The 18,023-nt window shown below is 61.4% G+C and carries 19 protein-coding genes; 11 read left to right on the forward strand and 8 right to left on the reverse strand.

Annotation, left to right across the window (positions count from 1 at the left end; all coding sequences use genetic code 11):
• Positions 1-124 precede the first annotated feature (124 nt).
• The 4 genes from J2046_RS15920 to ligA all read left to right on the forward strand — a co-directional run bounded on the left by J2046_RS15920 (position 125) and on the right by ligA (position 5,465).
• Positions 125-991, forward strand: a complete 867-nt coding sequence (locus J2046_RS15920) for an outer membrane protein assembly factor BamD (RefSeq protein WP_210053355.1) — start codon at positions 125-127, stop codon at positions 989-991.
• Positions 992-1,015: 24 nt separating this feature from the next.
• Positions 1,016-2,689: a DNA repair protein RecN gene (recN, locus tag J2046_RS15925; protein WP_210053358.1), complete on the forward strand. Its 1,674-nt coding sequence runs from the start codon at positions 1,016-1,018 to the stop codon at positions 2,687-2,689.
• 6 nt (positions 2,690-2,695) lie between these two features.
• Entirely contained in the window at positions 2,696-3,223 is a 528-nt protein-coding gene (locus J2046_RS15930; protein ID WP_210053360.1) for a DUF6886 family protein, read from the forward strand.
• An 82-nt stretch (positions 3,224-3,305) separates the two neighbouring features.
• Positions 3,306-5,465, forward strand: a complete 2,160-nt coding sequence (ligA, locus tag J2046_RS15935; RefSeq protein ID WP_210053362.1) for an NAD-dependent DNA ligase LigA — start codon at positions 3,306-3,308, stop codon at positions 5,463-5,465.
• A gap of 3 nt (positions 5,466-5,468) precedes the next feature.
• On the opposite strand, the gene J2046_RS15940 is transcribed toward ligA, so the two are convergent.
• Positions 5,469-6,011: a GNAT family N-acetyltransferase gene (locus J2046_RS15940; protein WP_210053364.1), complete on the reverse strand. Its 543-nt coding sequence runs from the start codon at positions 6,009-6,011 to the stop codon at positions 5,469-5,471.
• Between the two features lie 272 nt (positions 6,012-6,283).
• On the opposite strand from J2046_RS15940, the gene J2046_RS15945 reads away from it, so the two are divergent.
• Together J2046_RS15945 and J2046_RS15950 are read left to right on the forward strand one after the other, a co-directional pair.
• On the forward strand, positions 6,284-6,874 hold the full coding sequence (locus J2046_RS15945) for a 3'-5' exonuclease (RefSeq protein WP_210053366.1): 591 nt from the start codon (positions 6,284-6,286) through the stop codon (positions 6,872-6,874).
• Between the two features lie 79 nt (positions 6,875-6,953).
• Positions 6,954-7,451: a CreA family protein gene (locus tag J2046_RS15950; protein WP_210053368.1), complete on the forward strand. Its 498-nt coding sequence runs from the start codon at positions 6,954-6,956 to the stop codon at positions 7,449-7,451.
• A gap of 57 nt (positions 7,452-7,508) precedes the next feature.
• Here the strand turns inward: J2046_RS15950 and J2046_RS15955 are convergent, their stop codons facing one another.
• From J2046_RS15955 to J2046_RS15965, 3 genes are all read right to left on the reverse strand, one after another.
• A complete protein-coding gene (locus tag J2046_RS15955) occupies positions 7,509-7,838 on the reverse strand; it encodes a hypothetical protein (RefSeq protein ID WP_210053370.1) in 330 nt (109 codons plus the stop codon).
• 209 nt (positions 7,839-8,047) lie between these two features.
• A complete protein-coding gene (locus J2046_RS15960) occupies positions 8,048-8,515 on the reverse strand; it encodes a chemotaxis protein CheW (RefSeq protein ID WP_037147467.1) in 468 nt (155 codons plus the stop codon).
• A 1-nt stretch (position 8,516) separates the two neighbouring features.
• A complete protein-coding gene (locus J2046_RS15965; RefSeq protein WP_210053439.1) occupies positions 8,517-10,478 on the reverse strand; it encodes a methyl-accepting chemotaxis protein in 1,962 nt (653 codons plus the stop codon).
• A 288-nt stretch (positions 10,479-10,766) separates the two neighbouring features.
• Here J2046_RS15965 and J2046_RS15970 point away from each other — a divergent pair, with 288 nt between their 5' ends.
• From J2046_RS15970 to J2046_RS15980, 3 genes are all read left to right on the forward strand, one after another.
• Positions 10,767-10,928 carry a hypothetical protein gene (locus J2046_RS15970; protein ID WP_210053372.1) on the forward strand — a complete coding sequence of 54 codons (162 nt, stop codon included), beginning with the start codon at positions 10,767-10,769 and terminating at the stop codon, positions 10,926-10,928.
• A 136-nt stretch (positions 10,929-11,064) separates the two neighbouring features.
• Complete coding sequence (locus J2046_RS15975) at positions 11,065-11,664, forward strand: SCO family protein (RefSeq protein ID WP_210053374.1); 600 nt, start codon at positions 11,065-11,067, stop codon at positions 11,662-11,664.
• A gap of 75 nt (positions 11,665-11,739) precedes the next feature.
• Positions 11,740-12,618, forward strand: a complete 879-nt coding sequence (locus J2046_RS15980; protein WP_210053375.1) for a 50S ribosomal protein L11 methyltransferase — start codon at positions 11,740-11,742, stop codon at positions 12,616-12,618.
• Positions 12,619-12,820: 202 nt separating this feature from the next.
• On the opposite strand, the gene J2046_RS15985 is transcribed toward J2046_RS15980, so the two are convergent.
• The gene (locus J2046_RS15985; RefSeq protein ID WP_037147458.1) at positions 12,821-12,994 is read right to left on the reverse strand and encodes a hypothetical protein; all 174 of its coding nucleotides are present in this window, start codon (positions 12,992-12,994) and stop codon (positions 12,821-12,823) included.
• A 258-nt stretch (positions 12,995-13,252) separates the two neighbouring features.
• Here J2046_RS15985 and J2046_RS15990 point away from each other — a divergent pair, with 258 nt between their 5' ends.
• On the forward strand, positions 13,253-15,085 hold the full coding sequence (locus tag J2046_RS15990) for an aminopeptidase P family protein (RefSeq protein WP_210053377.1): 1,833 nt from the start codon (positions 13,253-13,255) through the stop codon (positions 15,083-15,085).
• Between the two features lie 3 nt (positions 15,086-15,088).
• Here the strand turns inward: J2046_RS15990 and J2046_RS15995 are convergent, their stop codons facing one another.
• The 3 genes from J2046_RS15995 to pncA form a co-directional block, all read right to left on the reverse strand.
• Complete coding sequence (locus tag J2046_RS15995; RefSeq protein ID WP_210053379.1) at positions 15,089-15,403, reverse strand: AzlD family protein; 315 nt, start codon at positions 15,401-15,403, stop codon at positions 15,089-15,091.
• A 1-nt stretch (position 15,404) separates the two neighbouring features.
• Positions 15,405-16,124, reverse strand: a complete 720-nt coding sequence (locus J2046_RS16000; RefSeq protein ID WP_210053382.1) for an AzlC family ABC transporter permease — start codon at positions 16,122-16,124, stop codon at positions 15,405-15,407.
• Between the two features lie 316 nt (positions 16,125-16,440).
• On the reverse strand, positions 16,441-17,067 hold the full coding sequence (pncA, locus tag J2046_RS16005; protein ID WP_210053384.1) for a bifunctional nicotinamidase/pyrazinamidase: 627 nt from the start codon (positions 17,065-17,067) through the stop codon (positions 16,441-16,443).
• Positions 17,068-17,257: 190 nt separating this feature from the next.
• Between pncA and J2046_RS16010 the strand changes: the two genes are divergently transcribed.
• Positions 17,258-17,884 (forward strand): cysteine hydrolase family protein, encoded by a 627-nt coding sequence (locus tag J2046_RS16010; protein ID WP_210053386.1) that lies wholly within the window; start codon positions 17,258-17,260, stop codon positions 17,882-17,884.
• The last annotated feature ends 139 nt before the right edge of the window (positions 17,885-18,023 follow it).

Genomic DNA, 18,023 nt, shown 5'->3' on the forward strand with positions numbered 1-18,023 from the left:
CGACCTGCAATGCCACAAAAATGCATTAATGCGCCATCATTGCGTTGCTCTCCCTTTGCTTTTATGGGTAGAACCGCCTGCTCGGGGCAGGGCTTCAATGCGCGGGACGATCGGGAACTGTCGAATGAACCATGTAAGGTCTGTTGGAATGCGTAGGACGGCAAGAATGGCGCTTGTCTCGCTGATGCTGGCTGGCGCCGGTTTGGGCATGACGGCTTGCCAATCGGATCGGGATATCGACATCACAAAGCTCGGCATGGAGACCGATCCGCCGGAAACGCTCTACAACCAGGGCCTCGCCAACATGAAGGCCGGCAACCTCGCCGAGGCAGGCCGCAAGTTCGATGCGATCGACAAGCAGAACCCGTTCACCGAATGGGGCCGCAAGGCGCTCGTCATGAGCACCTTCACCAAATACCGGCTGGGCCGCAACGACGAGGCGATCACTACCGGTAACCGCTATATGAGCCAGTATCCCCAATCGCAAGATTCGGCCTATGTGCAGTATCTGGTCGGTCTTGCCTATTCGAAGCAGATCGCCGACGTGACGCAGGACCAGAAGGCTGCGATGCGCACCATCGAAGCGATGAACAAGGTCATCAAGGACTATCCCGATTCCGAATATGTCGAGGACGCGCAGGCCAAGATCCGCTTCGCGCGAGACCAGCTCGCCGGCAAGGAGATGCAGGTCGGCCGCTATTACCTGGAGCGCAAGGAATACCTCGCGGCGATCCAGCGCTTCCGTGTCGTGGTCGAACAATATTCCAACACCAACCAGGTGGAAGAGGCACTGGCGCGCCTGACGGAAGCCTATTATGCGATGGGTATCGCCGAGGAGGCGCAGACTGCCGCGGCCGTTCTCGGACGCAACTATCCGGACAGCCAGTGGTATGCCGATTCCTACAAGCTGTTGCAGAGCGGCGGCGTCGAGCCTCGCGAGAATCGCGGTTCGTGGATTTCTCGCGCCGGAGCGAAGCTCATCGGCGCGTAAGGTACAGCGCAAGATCGGGGAAACATGCTGATCCAGTTGTCGATCCGCGATATCGTTCTGATCGAGCGGCTGGATCTTGCCTTCGAGACCGGCCTGTCGGTGCTGACCGGCGAAACGGGCGCGGGCAAATCGATCCTTCTCGACAGTCTGTCGCTGGCGCTCGGTGGCCGCGGTGACGGTGGCCTTGTGCGGCACGGGGAAGAGAAAGGGCAGGTGACTGCCGTCTTCGACGTGTCCGGCACTCACGCCGCCCGTCAGCTTCTGCGGGAGAACGGGATCGATGACGACGGCGACCTGATCTTCCGCCGCATCCAGTCCGCCGATGGCCGCACACGTGCCTCCATCAACGATCAGCCGGTGAGCGTTCAGCTCATGCGGCAGGCGGGGCAGCTTCTCGTCGAAATCCACGGACAGCACGACGACCGGGCATTGATCGATACGGATGCGCATCGCACGCTTCTCGATGCCTTTGCCGCTTTGAGCGATGAGGTCCGGCAGCTTTCCGGCCTCTACAAGACCTGGAAGGATGCCGAGCGCGCCTTCAGGACGCATCGCGCCAGGGTGGAGGCTGCCGCCCGCGAGGCTGATTACATCCGCGCCTCGGTCGAGGAACTCGAAGCACTGGCACCTCAGGACGGCGAGGAGGACGAGCTTGCCGAGCAGCGGTCCCGCATGCAGAAGGCCGAACGGATCGCCGGCGACATTTCCGAAGCCTCCGAATTCCTCAACGGCAATGCATCTCCGGTGCCGCTGATTGGTTCGCTGGTGCGGCGTCTTGAGCGCAAAAGCCATGAGGCGCCGGGCTTGCTGGAGGAAACGGTAGAACTGCTCGACACGGCGCTCAACCATCTCTCCAACGCGCAGATGGGGATCGAGGCGGCGCTCCGGAAGACCGAGTTCGATCCGCGCGAACTGGAGCGGGTCGAGGAGCGGCTGTTCGCATTGCGCGCCGCCGGCCGCAAATATTCCGTTGCCGTCGCCGACCTGCCGGCGCTTACCGAAAAGATGATCGCCGATCTAGCCGACCTCGATGCCGGCGAGGAGAAGCTTGCCGAGCTCGAAAAGCTGACGAGCGCCGCTAAGGCGGAATACGATCGGGCGGCCGTCGTCCTGTCGGGGAAGCGCCGGCATGGCGCCGAGGCGTTGGCGGAGGCCGTGATGGCCGAGTTGCCCGCGCTGAAACTGGAACGCGCCCGCTTCATGGTGGAAGTGGCAAGCGATCCCGAGGCTGCGACCGCGGAAGGCATAGACACGGTCGAGTTCCATGTGCAGACCAACCCCGGCACGCGTCCCGGCCCGATCATGAAGGTTGCATCCGGCGGCGAGTTGTCGCGATTCCTGCTGGCGCTCAAGGTGGCGCTTGCGGATCGCGGCTCGGCGCCGACGCTGGTCTTCGACGAAATCGACACCGGCGTCGGCGGTGCGGTGGCCGACGCGATCGGCCAGCGGCTGAAGCGGCTTTCCGAGAAGGTGCAGGTGCTTTCCGTGACGCACGCGCCGCAGGTCGCGGCCCGAGCCGCCACGCATCTCCTGATCTCCAAGGGACCGGCAGGGCAAGGCTCGGACAAGATCGCCACTCAGGTCGCCACGATGGAACCGGAACACCGCACGGAGGAGATCGCCCGCATGCTGGCGGGGGCTTCCGTGACGGACGAGGCGCGGGCGGCGGCAAAGCGGCTGCTTGCCGGCGGCGGCTGATCGCAGATGCGGCTTTTCCATTTCAGCGACGATCCGGGGATCGAACGCTTCGAGCCGCGGCCGGTCCGGGTTGCGTCGCTGCGGCAACCCGGCAAGGAATGGCTGAACGGTCCGCTCGTCTGGGCAATCGATGAAGTACACGAGTTCATGTATCTCTTTCCGCGCGATTGCCCCCGGATTCTGATCTGGGCGAAGCCGGACACGCTTGCGGACGACCGCCGATCCTGGCTCGGCGATTGGCGCGCCGTAGCCTATGTCGAACGCGTGTGGCTCGATCGTTTGAGCGGGGAAACGATCTGTCGTTACGAAATGCCGGTTGAAGGGTTCGAGGATCTCGATGACGCCGGCATGTGGGTCGCCCGCCGACCTATCGTGCCGATCGGTGTTGCCGCGCTGTCCGGGCTGGACCGTGAATTCGCGCCGCGGGGTGTCGAGCTTCGCGTCGTCGACAGCCTGAAGCCTCTCAAGCCTCTCTGGCAGAGCAGCCTGCATGTCAGTGGCATCAGGCTTCGCAATGCGCTGGATTGGGTCTAGGGCGACCTTCCCGCATCGCTCTCTTCCCATTGCGGAAATTTGCTCTAAAAAACGACTCCGCGATAGCGAGGAGTGCATCCACATGTCCGTCGAAAAAACGCCCGTCGAAGACTTGACCGAAGAACAGGCCGCAGCCGAGCTTGCTTATCTTGCGGCCGAGATCGCCCGTCATGACGAGCTCTATCACGGCCACGATGCGCCTGAGATTTCCGATGCCGATTATGACGCGCTGAAGCGGCGCAACGATGCGATCGAGAAGCGGTTTCCGAAGCTGATCCGGGCCGACAGCCCGTCGATCCGCGTCGGCGCCGCACCTCTGCCGACATTCGCGCCGATTACCCATGCGCGGCCGATGCTGTCGCTCGACAATACGTTTTCCGACGACGACGTGCGCGACTTCGTCAACTCCGTTTATCGTTTCCTCGGACAGCTTCCGGATGGTTCCATCGCGTTTACGGCGGAGCCCAAGATCGACGGGCTCTCCATGTCGATCCGTTACGAGCACGGGCAGCTCGTCAATGCGGCGACGCGCGGAGACGGCACGACCGGTGAAAACGTTACCGAGAACATCAAGACCATCAAGGAAATCCCCAACGGCCTGCCGGCCGGCGTGCCGGACGTCATCGAGGTGCGCGGTGAGGTTTATATGCGCAAGAGCGACTTTCTGGCGCTCAACGCGCAGATGGAAGCGGAAGGCAAGCAAACCTATGTCAACCCGCGCAACACCGCCGCCGGATCGCTTCGCCAGCTCGACGCCAGAGTGACGGCCAGCCGAAACCTGAAATTCTTCGCCTACGCCTGGGGCGAGATGTCGGAAATGCCGGCCGACACCCAGATGGGCATGGTGGAGAAATTCAAGGAATGGGGGTTTCCGGTCAACCCGCTGATGAAGCGGCTAAACTCGGTCGATGACATTATCGACCATTACAAGCAGATCGGGCTGAAGCGTCCGGACCTCGATTACGAGATCGATGGGGTGGTCTACAAGGTTGACCGGCTCGACCTGCAGGGAAGGCTCGGCTTCCGCTCGCGCTCGCCGCGCTGGGCGACGGCGCACAAGTTCCCGGCCGAACAGGCTTTCACCCATGTGGAGAGGATCGATATCCAGGTCGGGCGGACAGGCGCGCTGACACCCGTCGCGCGTCTCACGCCCGTGACCGTCGGCGGCGTGGTGGTCACCAACGCGACGCTGCACAACGAGGATTACATCAAGGGCATCGGCAATTCCGGTGAGCGCATCCGCGAGGAGGAGCACGATATCCGTATCGGAGACACGGTCATCGTGCAGCGGGCTGGCGACGTCATCCCGCAGGTGCTCGACGTCGTCATGGAAAAACGTCCTCCGGACGCCGTGCCTTACGAGTTTCCGAAGAAATGTCCGGTCTGCGGCAGCCATGCGGTGCGCGAGAAGAACGAGAAGACGGGCAAGCTTGATTCGGTGACACGCTGCACCGGCGGCTTTGTCTGCCGCGCCCAGGCCGTTGAGCATCTCAAGCATTTCGTGTCACGCAATGCCTTCGATATCGAGGGGCTTGGTTCCAAGCAGATCGATTTCTTCTTCGAAAGCGAGGATCCGGCACTGCAGGTCCGTACTGCGCCCGATATCTTCACGCTGAAGAAACGGCAGGAAGCTTCACCGCTTACGAAGCTCGAGAATATCGAGGGTTTCGGCAAGGTCAGCGTCAAGAAGCTCTTTGATGCGATCGACAGCCGACGCGAGATCGCGCTTCATCGTTTCATCTATGCTCTCGGCATCCGTCATATCGGCGAGACGAACGCCAAGCTGCTCGCCCGCGCCTACGGCACTTACGAAGCCTTTGAGAAGGCCATGAAGGAGGCCGCCGATCTTTCCGGTGACGCCTGGGACGACCTCAACAATATCGAGGGTATCGGCGAGGTCGTGGCGCGCGCCATCGTGGAATTCTTCAAGGAGCCGCGCAATGTCGAGGTCATCACGCGGCTTCTCGAAGAGGTGACGCCGCAGGAAGCCGAGCAGATTGCCGCAAGCGGCAGCCCGGTCGCCGGCAAGACGGTCGTCTTCACCGGTTCGCTCGAAAAATTCACTCGCGACGAGGCGAAGGCGAGGGCAGAAAGCCTCGGCGCCAAGGTGGCGGGCTCGGTCTCGAAGAAAACCGACTTCGTCGTGGCAGGCCCGGGCGCCGGCTCCAAGCTCGACAAGGCGAGAGAGTTCGGCGTCCAGGTGATGGACGAGGACGAATGGCTGGCCTTCATCGGCGGGTGACGCTCACGTCCGAATTCTGGCCATCGTATAGGCATCCACATATTCGCCATCGCGAAAACCGAAGCAGCGGAGGTGGCCTTCCTTGACGAAGCCGTTCCGTTCGTAGAGGCGGATGGCGCGGTCGTTGTCGGTATAGACGGTCAACTCGACCCGTTTCAGGTTCAGCCAGCGGTCAGCGATGGCGAGGATTTCGCCGAGCAGCGCCCTAGCGATGCCGCGGCCGTGATAGGCGTCGTGGACGCCCATGCCGATACTGCCGACATGCGTCCGGCGCGGGTTGGGAAAGCGGCTGAGCCCGCAAATGCCGACGATGCGACCTTCGAGCTCGGCGATGAGTTCAAAGGAATTGCTGGACTGATTCTCGATGTTCTTGCGAACCTCGTCTGGCGTGTGGTGGGGTATGCGCAACGTGCCGTAGCGGTAGCCGGGCAGGTTGATCAGGGTGGCGATCGCCGGAGCGTCGTCCGGCGTGCGTGCGCGGATCGACAGGCCTGTGGGCCATCGGGCATCCGGATCGAGCGGGGGCGGGGTATCGAATTCACTCATCATACTCTCCTTCGTTTCGCCGAAGCAGAGCGGGAGAACCGACCCTGCCTTGCTTTGGCAGGGTTGGTGGACGGATGACCGGCTAACGCGCCAAAACCGCCACGCACCCTGCGGGATGGATGGTCACGGTAAGATGCATATGGGCGGCGAACTTGGTCATGACCGGCATGAAGCCAGAGAGCGTGCGAAGCGTCAAGAGTTCATACCGCCCGTCTTTGCCGAATCGGGTCGCGGGCTGTAGAAGTCGGTCGACATCCATTCGGGACCAGCCTTTGAAGACCATAGCCATCGATTTCGAAACCGCCAATGAACAGCGCGGCAGCGCCTGTTCGGTAGGTTTGGCATGGATCGAGGACGGCGAGGTCGTGCGGGTGGAGGAACGGCTCATTCGTCCCAAGGATATGCGCTTCTCGTCCTTCAATATCGCCATTCACGGCATCCGGCCGGAACATGTCGAAGACGCGGGTGAGTTTCCCGAGGTCATGGACGAATTTGCCGACGATTTCCACGGGGCGACGATGATCGCCCACAACGCCGCCTTCGATTTCAGCGTCTGGCGGGCCTGCCTCGACGCCTACCGGCAAGCCTATCCCGACCTTTCCTATCTCTGCAGCGTCAAGATGGCCCAGAAGGTCTGGCCTCATCTCGGCTCCCACAAGCTGAATGTTCTCGCCGACCATCTTGGGCTACGGTTTACGCATCACAACGCGGCGGAGGATGCCGCGGTCTGTGCCGAAGCGACGATTGCCATTGCCGGCTCCCTGCAGGTTTCGCATGTCCGCGATATTCCCGCTGCGATCGGCATGAAGGTCGGTCGGCTCTTCTCCGGTGGCTATGATCCCTGTACCTGTCGTCTGAAGTGAGACATTCGGACGTGCCTGCTTGTAACCGCGCTGGCACGTCTTATCTCAGATCACGGATTGTTTACCGGAGTTCCTATCCATGAAACGCCTAAACCGCCTCGCATCCGCCGCCGCCCTGTCGCTCGGCCTCCTCTCTATTCCAGCTTCCGCCGAAGTGGTCGGCAAGGTCGGGGTTGACTGGATCGGCAACGATATCGTCGTGGAGGCGATTGCGGATCCGGAAATCAAGGGGGTGACCTGCCATGTCACCTATTTCGACCGCTCGATCATCGACCGCCTGAAGCAGGGAAACTGGTTCGAGGACCCATCGAACAGCTCGATCGCCTGCCGGCAGACCGGACCGATCGAGATCGGCGATATCGACCTGTCGCGAGGCGGTGAGGAAGTCTTCCGCGAAGGCCGCTCGCTGATCTGGAAGGATCTTCTCGTCAAGCGCATCTACGACAAGGCGAACGACACCCTGATCTATCTCGCGCATTCGCGGCAGATCGTCGAGGGATCAGCGAAGATGGCGATTTCGACGGTTCCGCTCTACAACCAGAACGCCGTCTGGAAGAACGGCAAGCCGCAGCCCTGATCCGGCCTGCCGCATGCGGGAAACCGGGCGGTCGCGCCCGGTTCCCGGGATCATGGATCAGCGGACGTAGACGATCCTGCTGCCATCCGCCGCCTTTTCGATGCCGACCACGTTGTTCAATTCGACATTCTGGCTGACGAGCGTTTGGCGGAGCCTGGAATCGGTTCTCACCTCGTTCTGGGCTGCCTTGACCGTCGACTGGTCGGGATGGGCAAAGGTATCGGGAATGCTGAGGAAGCGGGCGCTGTCGTCTGCGCCCGGATCGGTATAGATGATCTGGACATCATTGTTGCCGGCCGGGACTGCCATCGAACCCATCTCACGGGCATAGGCGCTTCCCATCGTGGCGACGGACATCAGGACTGCGAGTGCAAAAGCCTTGTTCATGGTCATTCTCCTGTCTTCGTAAACCAGCCGAAGAGTTTTGAAGCGGTTCGGTTGGGCGTTTTGCGACGGAAGAACTCGCAATGCACAAAAGCGGTTCCGGATATCATTCTTAAATTTGCGTAATGAATAAATTAATGATTACAATATGTTAATCTTCCGCCGCGGGTGCTTGCGGCGGAAGTCTCCAAGCCTCTGTTCGCACTGCAAAATCAGGCTGCTTCGCGTTCCAGTTCATCGGCGATGACGGTGTCGAGATTCAGGAAGCAGACCATGGTCTTCTCCAGCGCCACGATGCCGCGGCAGAAGGCGCGCTGGGCTTCCGGAATGATCTCCGGCGCCGGCTGCAGATCCTCGCCGCGGATGGTCATCATGTCGGAAACCTGTTCGACCAGCAGGCCGACCAGCTTGCCGCGGATGTCCGTCACGATGATCGCGGAGCGTTCGGAGGGTTCGGTCATCTTCATGCCGAGGCGGCAGGCCATGTCGATGACCGGAATCACCGCGCCGCGCAGGTTGATGAGGCCGAGAACGTAGGGTGGCGTGTGTGGCATCGGGGTCACCGGTGCCCAGCCGCGGATTTCGCGGATCGCCATGATGTCGATGCAGAATTCCTGGTCTCCGAGATGGAAGGAGACGATCTCGAGATACGCGCCGGACTGCTTGATGGCATTGGTCATGTCAGAACTCTTCCCATTTGTCTGAGGAGCCCGAAGCCTTCCTGGCGGAGGCCGGGCTATTGCTGAATGCTCCCGCGAGCTTGTTCATCAAGTTCAGTGCGGGGGAGGGTTTTGCTGGCGTGGAGGCGCTCGCGACATCGACGGCGTGCGGGCCATTGCCACCACGGATCTGGAACTGGCTGATCAGCCGGCTGAGGGTTTCCGCATCACTGGCCAAAGAATGGCTCGCGGCGGTGCTCTGCTCCACCATGGCGGCATTCTGCTGGGTTGCTTGGTCCATCTGGCCGATTGCGCTGTTGATCTCTGTCAGTCCGGTGGATTGTTCGCGCGCAGAAGTGAAGATCGCGTGAACGTGATCATTGATTTTCAGCACATCATCGCCAATGCGCGTCAGGGCTTCGCCTGTGGCCTTCACCAGATCCACGCCCGTCTTGACCTCCTGATTGGAGCGGGTCACCAGTGCTTTAATGTCCTTGGCAGCACCTGCCGCACGTCCGGCGAGTTCGCGTACCTCCTGGGCGACGACCGCAAAGCCCTTGCCGGCCTCGCCCGCGCGGGCGGCCTCGACGCCTGCATTCAGCGCCAGAAGGTTGGTCTGGAAGGCGATCTCATCGACGACGTTGATGATCTTGCCTATCTCGGCCGTCGCATCCTCTATCCGCTCCATGGCAGCCGTTGCATGCCGAACGACCGTGGTGGATTGTTCGGTATAATCCTTGGTGTGGCCCACCATCTCGCTTGCTTCCTCGGCGCGATGGGTGGTGCTGCGGACGGTCGCGGTGATCTGTTCAAGCGCCGATGACGTCTCTTCCAGAGACGCCGCCTGCTTTTCGGTGCGACGGGCAAGGTCGTCGGCGGCCGAGCGCATCTGGTTGGCATTCGCGCCGATGGAGCTCGCGCTGGTCGTGACTTCAGTCATGACGTGACGTAGCCGCTCGACGACCCGATTGAAATCCTGCCGGAGGCGTTCGAGGTCATCGCGGAACGGGCGGCTCAGCGTTGCGGAAAGATCGCCTTCGGAGAGACGGTTCAGTGCTTCGCCCAAGGAATCGACGGCGAAGTGAAGCGCCCGGGCGTCGGCTTTCTGTTCCTCGTCGCGGGATTGGCGGCGAAGCTCGTTCTGGTGCCGTTCGTCCTCGAGACTGGCCTCCAGCGTTTGGCGTTCGACGGCCGCCAGGCGGAAGATGTCCGTCGCGCGGGCCATTTCGCCGATTTCGTCGCCACGGTCGGTGCCGGGCACGGTCGTCGTATAGTCGCCGCCGATGATCCGCTGCATGCTGGCGCGAACGCCGTCGATGCCGCGCCGGATTGCGCCGCCATGGACGGTCTGGAGTATTGCCATCGTGAAGAGCGCAAGCAGCCCGCAGCCGATCTGCACGTAAAGCGAGGTTGCCGAGAGCGCATTTGCTTCCTGGACTCGCGCACTGACAAGTGCGTCGCCGCCATTGGCGAGCTCGGCCAGAATATTGGTGAGGCGTTCGCCGGCGCCGTCGATCGTATCATCGAGCCTGGCGTATTCCTCTTCGGGCGCACCACTTTCAACAAGGGTCTTGAGGTCGACCTGGATCGCCCTGGCGACCTCCTTCAGGTCGGCATCGTAGGTCGAAACCATTGCGGGATTGCCCACCGCGCCGGCGAGCGCCTTCAGGTCCGCTCCTCCTTCTGACAGTTGCTTGATCCCATCATTGATGGCCTGCAGCCGGTCGGGTTGAATCTGCCGTTCGTCCGCGTCGATGATCGTATCCATGGCGGCGAGGACAAGGCGCAGGTTGGCGATTCGCAGTTCGTTTGCGACGTCCACCAGGTGCCGGACCTCGGTTGACCGGGCAAGCGCCTGGTCGACCTGCCTGCCTTCATACCATCCGACAATCAGCATGGTGCCTATGCCGACAAAGGCTGCTCCAGCCAGCGTCCAGAGGCGCTGGTTCACCGAAAATGTCTTACGGGTCGCCGTTTCGGTCATGTAGATGGACGTCCTCCCAAAGCCGGATTGTCCGGCAGGCTTCGAAACGATGCGGAGCGAGAGATGCGCTGGTCTCGATGACGTCATGTCGGTGTGGTTCGGAACCTCGCTGTCGGGCGAATGCGATGAGCCGGTGCGTCCATGCAGCATCGGTACTCTCATTCGTCGCGTCGACTCGGGTGAACCACCTTCGCGCTCATAAAGTCTCAGAGAGACGTTAACGTTATGCTAACCCTATCCGGATCGGGCCGGGCTTCCGTTAACCGCGCGGGCGATGTACCATGAGACATGAACCGAGATGCCGTCACCAGCAGTCATCGTTTTCCGGCCGTCGCGGCAGCAGGCCTGCTGTTGCTCGGCATCGCCGCAGCGGCATTCTACGGCTGGCTTCAGTTCGGCTCTTCCATCATTCTCTCTCTCGGGGAGACCGGCCTTTCCTGGTGTTTCTGATGCCTTCCATGGCGTCTGGGACAAATCAGCGCGATTGTGTCCGAAAACATCTTCTTGAATTGCGCTCGGGCCGGCCCGGGGCTATCGATCCGGCAAACGAACGAACTCGGTTCGGACCTTTAAGAAGAGAGTGCCGATGAAGACATTTCGCACCGTCCTCTGGATTGCCGTCGTGGCGCTTGCGGGCATTCTGGCATGGCTCACTTTCGAGGTGACGCGTTCTAAGCAGGAACTGGCGGAAGGCCCGTTCGGCGTGCCCTTCCAGCTCGTCGCCCAGGACGGCCGGCCGATCACCGAAAAGGCCTTCCAGGACAAGCCGACCGCGCTCTTCTTCGGCTTCACCCATTGTCCCGAAGTCTGCCCGACGACGCTTTTCGAACTGAACGGCTGGCTGCATCAGGTCGATCCGGACGGCACCAGGCTCAACGGTTTCTTCGTCAGCGTCGATCCGGAACGCGATACGCCCGAACTGCTCGGCCAATACATTTCCAATGTCACCGACCGGGTGAAGGGCATCTCCGGCCCGCCGCAGCAGGTCAACGAGATGATCAAGGGCTTCAAGGTCTATGCCAAGAAAGTGCCGGTCGACGAGAAGGATCCGAACGGCGACTACACCATGGACCATACGGCCTCGGTCTTCCTGCTCGGCAATGGCGGGCGCTTCGCCGGCACGATCGCCTATGGGGAAAATCCGGACACGGCGATCAAGAAGCTCGAGAATCTGATCAAGGGCTGAAGCCTTGCAGTTGAACGGTCCCATGCTTCTGTGGCAATCCTCTCGGCTGTCATGAATAGCTGAGAGATAATTTCCTTGAGTGAAATCCGCCTTTACGTCACGTCCACCGAAAAGGGTGCCGCCGAGATCCTCGATCTTTTGTCGGAAGTCTTCGGCGAGGAGGATTTCGCCATCGCCACCACGGAAGTGGACGAGAGACGGGATATCTGGGAAGCCTCGGTCTATCTGATGAAGGATGAGGAAGAGGCGGTGCGTGAGCGCATTGCCGAAGGCATCCGCCATGCCTTCCCGAATGCGATGATCGAGAGGGAGGTGATCCCGGATGTCGACTGGATCGCCAAATCGCTCGAGGGTCTGAAGCCGGTGAGGGCAGGGCGTTTCCTCGTCCATGGATCGCACGATCGCGACAAGGTGAAGCTCAATGATATCGCGATCGAGATCGATGCCGGCCAGGCCTTCGGGACAGGCCATCACGGCACGACGGCCGGCTGCCTGGAAATGATCGAAAAGGTGATGCGAGCCCGAACCGTCCGCAATGCGCTCGATCTCGGGACGGGAAGCGGAGTGTTGGCAATTGCGGTGCGAAAGCTCCGCCACATCAAGGTGCTCGCCACTGACATCGATCCGGTCGCCGTGCGTGTCGCCAAGGAAAATGTCCGCCGCAACGGTATTGCCTCGGGTATCCGGCTTGAGACGGCGCCGGGGTTCCACTCACCGGCTTTCAGGAAAGAAGGGCCGTTTGATCTCATCATCGCCAATATTCTGGCGCGGCCGCTGATGAAGATGGCACCGCAGCTCGCCGCGCATCTGGCGCCTGGCGGCTCGGTTATCCTCTCGGGCATTCTGGCCGGGCAGCGCTGGAAGGTGCTGTCTGCCTATAACGGCGTGAAGCTTCGCCATGTGCACACGATCTGGCGCAACGGCTGGGTCACGATCCATCTGCGCCACGGTTGATGGATTTTTTGCAGTGCAGCAGTGAACTGGATGCAAGGCTCCGGATGCTGGGCAGCAAAAAGGCGGCACTTGGGGTGCCGCCTTGCGATCGGTCCGGAGACTGATCTTACCCGCGAGCCGGGAGGAGGAGATGCTCAAGCGGGTCTCGCATTCTGAAAGCCGGGGCGGGTGAGGGAGGAGAATCGCCGCCCTGGCTCCTTGCTCAGAATGCCGAGCCTATCGCGCCCTTGCGGCGCAGTTCCTGCCGGCTGGTGCCGAGGCCTTTCAACGTTTCGTCGTCGAGATTGAGCAGCGCGCCGTTGACATACCGGGCGGCCTGACGCTCACGTGCCTCAACGATGCGGTTGAAGGCATTGCGGAAGAAAGAGGTGGCCATGGAGGTGTCCCTTCGACTGACGGGCCTTGTTCGGCGCCCATCGATGGTTGCAATATAGGCCGTTCTCTCAGGTCGAGGGAGGGGACTTCCCTCAATGGTGTTATGCATTCATTGCATAGGATGCCCTGATCGAGGTCAATGCTTGTTAGCAAATGCACAATCACTGGTCATTGACGGCTTTGGCTGGCGTTCTCTCTCGAAGATCGGCTAACATCGTCGTCATCTCCAGCGGAATCAAACAGCCGGAACCCGATATCCATGTTTCAGTCTTTCGAAGTGAAGTCCGCCCCGCAGTTCGGCCGCGAACGCGTCAACGCGCTCAGGGCAAGATTTGCCGAGCTCGGGATCGATGGTTTCCTCGTTCCGCGCGTCGATGAATACCAGGGCGAATATGTGCCGGCATCGGCCGAACGGCTTGCCTGGCTGACCGGCTTTACCGGTTCGGCGGGGGTGGCGCTCATCACGCAGCGTGAGGCAGTCGTTTTTGTCGACGGACGTTACGTGACCCAGCTTACCGAGCAGGTGGACGGCACGGTGTTTACCAGCGGCGATCTCGTCAACGAACCACCGCACATCTGGTTGCCGCACCATGCGCCCAAAGGATTCCGCCTCGGCATTGATCCATGGCTGCATGCGGGTGCGGAGGTGCGCAGGCTCGAAAAGGCGCTTTCCGAGATCGGCGGTTCACTGGTGCTTCTCGATAAGAACCCGCTCGATGCGCTCTGGAGCGACCGGCCGGCCGAGCCGCTCGGCGCAGTCACCATCCAGAGACAGGAGCATGCCGGCAAGCTTGCCAGCGAGAAGATCGCGGAGATCGTGAGCCAGATAAGGGAGAAGGGCGCGGCCGCGCTCCTCGTCACCGATCCGTCCTCCGTCGCCTGGATCTTCAACATTCGTGGCGATGACGTGCCGCACACGCCGCATCCACTGAGCCGGGCAATCATTCCGGCGGAAGGTAAGGCTGAGATATTTCTCGACAAACGCAAGACGGGGATAGAGTCGGAAGCCTATCTGGCCCAGCTCGCCATACAGCGTCCGCCGTCGGAACTGCCGAACCGGCTCTCCGCCTTTGCCAAGGGCGACGGGAAAATCCTGATCGATCCGGAGCTGACGCCCCTCGCGCTTACCAAGGTGATTACCGCTTCGGGCGGAGATATCGTGGAAGCCGCCGACCCGGCGAAGCTGCCTCGCGCCTGCAAGAACGAGGCCGAGCTGGACGGTTCGGCGAAAGCGCATCTGCAGGACGGCGCTGCCATGGTGGAATTCCTCTGCTGGCTGGACGATCAGGCGGCGGGCACGATCACCGAAATCGATGCGGTCAAGGCATTGGAGGCGGCCCGCGCCCGTGTCGGCGAAAGCATGCAGAATCCGCTCAAGGATATCTCCTTCGACACGATCTCGGGGGCGGGGGAGCACGGTGCGGTCATTCATTACCGCGTGACGACGGAAACAGACCGCAAGCTGGAAGCCGGCGATCTCTTCCTGATCGATTCCGGCGCGCAATACATCAACGGCACGACCGATATCACCCGCACCGTCGCGGTCGGTGCCGTGCCCGAGGACCGCAAGCGCTTTTTCACCCTGGTGCTGAAGGGCATGATCGCCATCAGCACGGCGCGCTTCCCGAAGGGCACGCGCGGCTGCGACCTCGATCCGCTTGCCCGGATCGCGCTCTGGAAGGCCGGCGGCGATTATGCGCACGGCACGGGCCATGGCGTTGGCTCCTATCTGTCGGTGCACGAGGGGCCGCAACGCATTTCGCGGCTCGCGACGCAGGAGCTCTTGCCCGGCATGATCCTTTCCAACGAGCCCGGCTATTATCGGCCCGGCTCATTCGGCATCCGCATCGAGAACCTCATCTATGTGAAGGCCGCGGAGGAGATCGAAGGCGGCGACCAGCCGATGCTTTCCTTCGAGACGCTGACCTGGTGCCCGATCGACCGGCGGCTGGTGCTCCCGGCACTATTGACGGAGGAGGAGCTTACCTGGCTCAACAGCTATCACGCGCAAGTGCGCAAAAAGTTGACGCCGTTGATCAGCAGCGAGGCCGTCCGTGATTGGCTCGTGAAGGCAACCGAACCGGTTGCCTGACCCCTAGAACCCGAGAAGGTGGCGGCAGACCATCGCCGCCGCCCAGCCGGCGCCAAGCATCATTAGGCCCGGATATCTGATCCCTGCGGCAAGCGCGACGAGCATGGCGATCTTGAAGTCCCAGCCGCCATTGAAGAAAGCAGGCGCGACCAGTGTGGTCAGGACGGCCGCCGGCACGGCATTCAGAGCCTGCTCCATCCGCGGCGGGATGGTCTTCATCCGGGTGATCAGCACGTAACCGCCGATACGGGTGAGGAAGGTCGCGACCGCAGCGGCGAGAATCAGCAGAATCATGTCCATGGAAATCTGGTCGGCCATGTCAGGTCTCCGTCTCGCTGGCGGCGGTCATCGGCATGCGTTCCTTCGGCAGCGGCAGAAGTGCCGCCACGACAACGCCGACGGCGGCCCCGATGCTCACATGCCAGGGCGAGCCGACGAAATGGTATCCGAGCATGGAGCCGAGCGCGCTCGCTACCACAACCGGATAGAAACCCGGCCTGCGGCGGAAGCCGATCACGAGACCGAGGAAATAGATCGGCAGAAGGACGTCGATCGCGAGCGTCCTCGGATCGCCCATCATCCGGCCGAAGAATGCGCCGACCATGCTGAAGAGCAGCCAGGGGAAATAGATCGCGGCACCGAAGCCCAGATACCACGGGAAGCTGATGCCGATGCCGGACTCGCCGCGCCTTACGCTTTCGGCGAATTGCGGGTCGGTCAACAGAAAGAATGTGAAGAATTTCTGGATCGGGTTGAAATGGCCGACAAACCGCGCGAGCGCCGCGGAATAGAGGATATGCCGGAAATTGACGGCGAAGACGGAAAGCACCACCAGCCACGGCGCGACATGCTGGCCGAACAGTTCGATGCCGACGAGCTGGCTGGCGCCGGCATAGACGGTCGCGCTCATCAGCCCGGCTTCCATGACGGACAGGCCGTTATCGGCTGCGACAGCGCCGAACAGCACGGCAAAAGGGGCCGAGGAGATGGCGATGATGACGCCGCCCTTGAGGCCTTCGTAAAATTCGCTACGGTTCATCTGTCACCGGGCCTCGGGGTTGATAGGGAAGCCCTTGCGCATCCGGCACGGCAAGGCTTCCGAGGTTAGGTCGTCTTCCGACATGTCATCCTCCATCCCCTTCCTAAAGGCCTGCCGGCCCTCTGGCTTGAAGAAAAGTGCCCGGCATAGGCGCCTGATTCGGATCAGGACGACGGTGCGGGAGAACACTGGCCCAAGGAAGGTTAGGGGTGACCGCGCATGATCGCGTCGCGCCGGATGCTGCCTATAGGGCGAGAGCCTGGCGCGCAATTGAATTGCGCTGATGGAACGATCGATTCCGCTGAACTGTCGAGGTTCAATCGGCGAGCACATCCTTGCTGGAGATGATCCCGACGCCCTTGGCCTTCATCTCCGCAATCGCCGCCTTGACACCTTCCGGATCGATGCCGCGGCTGGCGTCCTCGATGAAGCAGACCTTCACGCCGGGAAGCATGTCCACGGCATCGAGAGCCGAATATTTGACGCAATAGTCGGTCGCAAGGCCGCAGATATCGAGTTCGGTCACCAGTTGCGCCTTGAGATAGCCGGCAAGCCCGGTCAATGCCGCCTGGTCATTGTCGCGGAAGGCGGAATAGCTGTCGACCGCCGGGTTCTCGCCCTTCTGCTGGATGTAGTCGACCACTTCGAGATTGAGATCCGGATGGAATTCGGCGTCCGGCGTTTCCTGCACGCAGTGATCCGGCCACATGACCTGCGGCTTTCCGGAGAGTTCGCCCATGTCGAACGGTTTTTTGCCGGGATGCTGCGAAGCAAAGCTGCCGTGGTTTTCCGGGTGCCAGTCCTGCGAGGCGACGATCACATTATAACCGCCGTCCTGGATCAGCCGATTCGCGACCGGCACCACCTCGTCACCATGCGGTACGGGCAGATGTCCGCCCGGGCAGAAGCCATTCTGGATGTCGATCAGCAACAGTGCCTTCATCGCCATCTCCTCCGAATTCCAACTGAGACAGAATGCCAATCATGGCCGCACGGATCAAGATCGCAAGCGCATCTCGGCTCTCCTGCGGCTTCATATTCGCCGGAATCTGCACTGGCCGCTAGCTGGCGATATCGCGATTGTCGCTTTTCTCTGGTATTGAGCCACAGTCGGCGAAACGGGAGGCGGATCGATGGCGGAAAAGACGGGAAAGATGCTTCGGGATTTCTGTCGTCCGGACCGGATGGCGCTTGTTGTCTACGATATGCAAGTGGGCATTCTTCACCAGCTCAAGGACGGTGCCGTTATCACCGGCAAAGTGAAGACCGTATTGAATGCGGCCCGGCGCGCGGGCTTTCCGATCATCTTCCTTCGCCACCTCTCCATGCCGAAACCGCTAATGGGACGGTTTCAGATGCGCCAGGCCATGACCTGGCAGCGCACCGACGATCCCGAAGCGGTGCATCCGTGGTTCCTGCGCGACAGTCCCGGTTTTGCCATCGCGCCGGAACTTGAACCGTCCGCGAACGAGGCGATTCTCGACAAGATCACCTTCTCTGCCTTCGAAGGGACGCCGCTCGCGATCATCCTACGCGACCTGGAGCTGACATGCTTTGCGATCTGCGGCGTGGCGACGGAAATCGGCATCGATCCGACCGTGCGTCAGGGCTGCGACCTGGGGCTTGTGCCGATCGTCATCCGCGATGCCTGCGGGGCAGGGCACGCCGAGGCGGCCGAGCGTGCACTCGACAACATCGCGTTCATGGGAGACGCGATCCTGTGCTCGGTGGAGGAAATCGTTTCTGAAATGGGGCATTGAGGCAACACCTGCAGGAAATCCTCGCCATCGTTCAACCGTTCCTCTATTGACTGTCTCTCTTTCGCATACCACAAACACCTGAACGCCATATTTCGGCTAAACTTCCGGCGGCTTGCGCTCTTATGTGCACCGCCGAAAA

This window comes from Neorhizobium petrolearium, assembly GCF_017873175.1.
Taxonomy (GTDB): Bacteria; Pseudomonadota; Alphaproteobacteria; order Rhizobiales; family Rhizobiaceae; genus Neorhizobium; species Neorhizobium petrolearium.

Excerpts from the sequence above, each read along its gene's own strand:
- J2046_RS15920 (WP_210053355.1), top strand. The coding sequence starts at position 125 with ATGAACCATGTAAGGTCTGTTGGAATGCGTAGGACGGCAAGAATGGCG.
- recN (WP_210053358.1), top strand. The coding sequence starts at position 1,016 with ATGCTGATCCAGTTGTCGATCCGCGATATCGTTCTGATCGAGCGGCTG.
- J2046_RS15930 (WP_210053360.1), top strand. The coding sequence starts at position 2,696 with ATGCGGCTTTTCCATTTCAGCGACGATCCGGGGATCGAACGCTTCGAG.
- ligA (WP_210053362.1), top strand. The coding sequence starts at position 3,306 with ATGTCCGTCGAAAAAACGCCCGTCGAAGACTTGACCGAAGAACAGGCC.
- J2046_RS15940 (WP_210053364.1), bottom strand. The coding sequence starts at position 6,011 with ATGAGTGAATTCGATACCCCGCCCCCGCTCGATCCGGATGCCCGATGG.
- J2046_RS15950 (WP_210053368.1), top strand. The coding sequence starts at position 6,954 with ATGAAACGCCTAAACCGCCTCGCATCCGCCGCCGCCCTGTCGCTCGGC.
- J2046_RS15955 (WP_210053370.1), bottom strand. The coding sequence starts at position 7,838 with ATGAACAAGGCTTTTGCACTCGCAGTCCTGATGTCCGTCGCCACGATG.
- J2046_RS15960 (WP_037147467.1), bottom strand. The coding sequence starts at position 8,515 with ATGACCAATGCCATCAAGCAGTCCGGCGCGTATCTCGAGATCGTCTCC.
- J2046_RS15965 (WP_210053439.1), bottom strand. The coding sequence starts at position 10,478 with ATGACCGAAACGGCGACCCGTAAGACATTTTCGGTGAACCAGCGCCTC.
- J2046_RS15970 (WP_210053372.1), top strand. The coding sequence starts at position 10,767 with ATGAACCGAGATGCCGTCACCAGCAGTCATCGTTTTCCGGCCGTCGCG.
- J2046_RS15975 (WP_210053374.1), top strand. The coding sequence starts at position 11,065 with ATGAAGACATTTCGCACCGTCCTCTGGATTGCCGTCGTGGCGCTTGCG.
- J2046_RS15985 (WP_037147458.1), bottom strand. The coding sequence starts at position 12,994 with ATGGCCACCTCTTTCTTCCGCAATGCCTTCAACCGCATCGTTGAGGCA.
- J2046_RS15990 (WP_210053377.1), top strand. The coding sequence starts at position 13,253 with ATGTTTCAGTCTTTCGAAGTGAAGTCCGCCCCGCAGTTCGGCCGCGAA.
- J2046_RS15995 (WP_210053379.1), bottom strand. The coding sequence starts at position 15,403 with ATGGCCGACCAGATTTCCATGGACATGATTCTGCTGATTCTCGCCGCT.
- J2046_RS16000 (WP_210053382.1), bottom strand. The coding sequence starts at position 16,124 with ATGAACCGTAGCGAATTTTACGAAGGCCTCAAGGGCGGCGTCATCATC.
- pncA (WP_210053384.1), bottom strand. The coding sequence starts at position 17,067 with ATGAAGGCACTGTTGCTGATCGACATCCAGAATGGCTTCTGCCCGGGC.
- J2046_RS16010 (WP_210053386.1), top strand. The coding sequence starts at position 17,258 with ATGGCGGAAAAGACGGGAAAGATGCTTCGGGATTTCTGTCGTCCGGAC.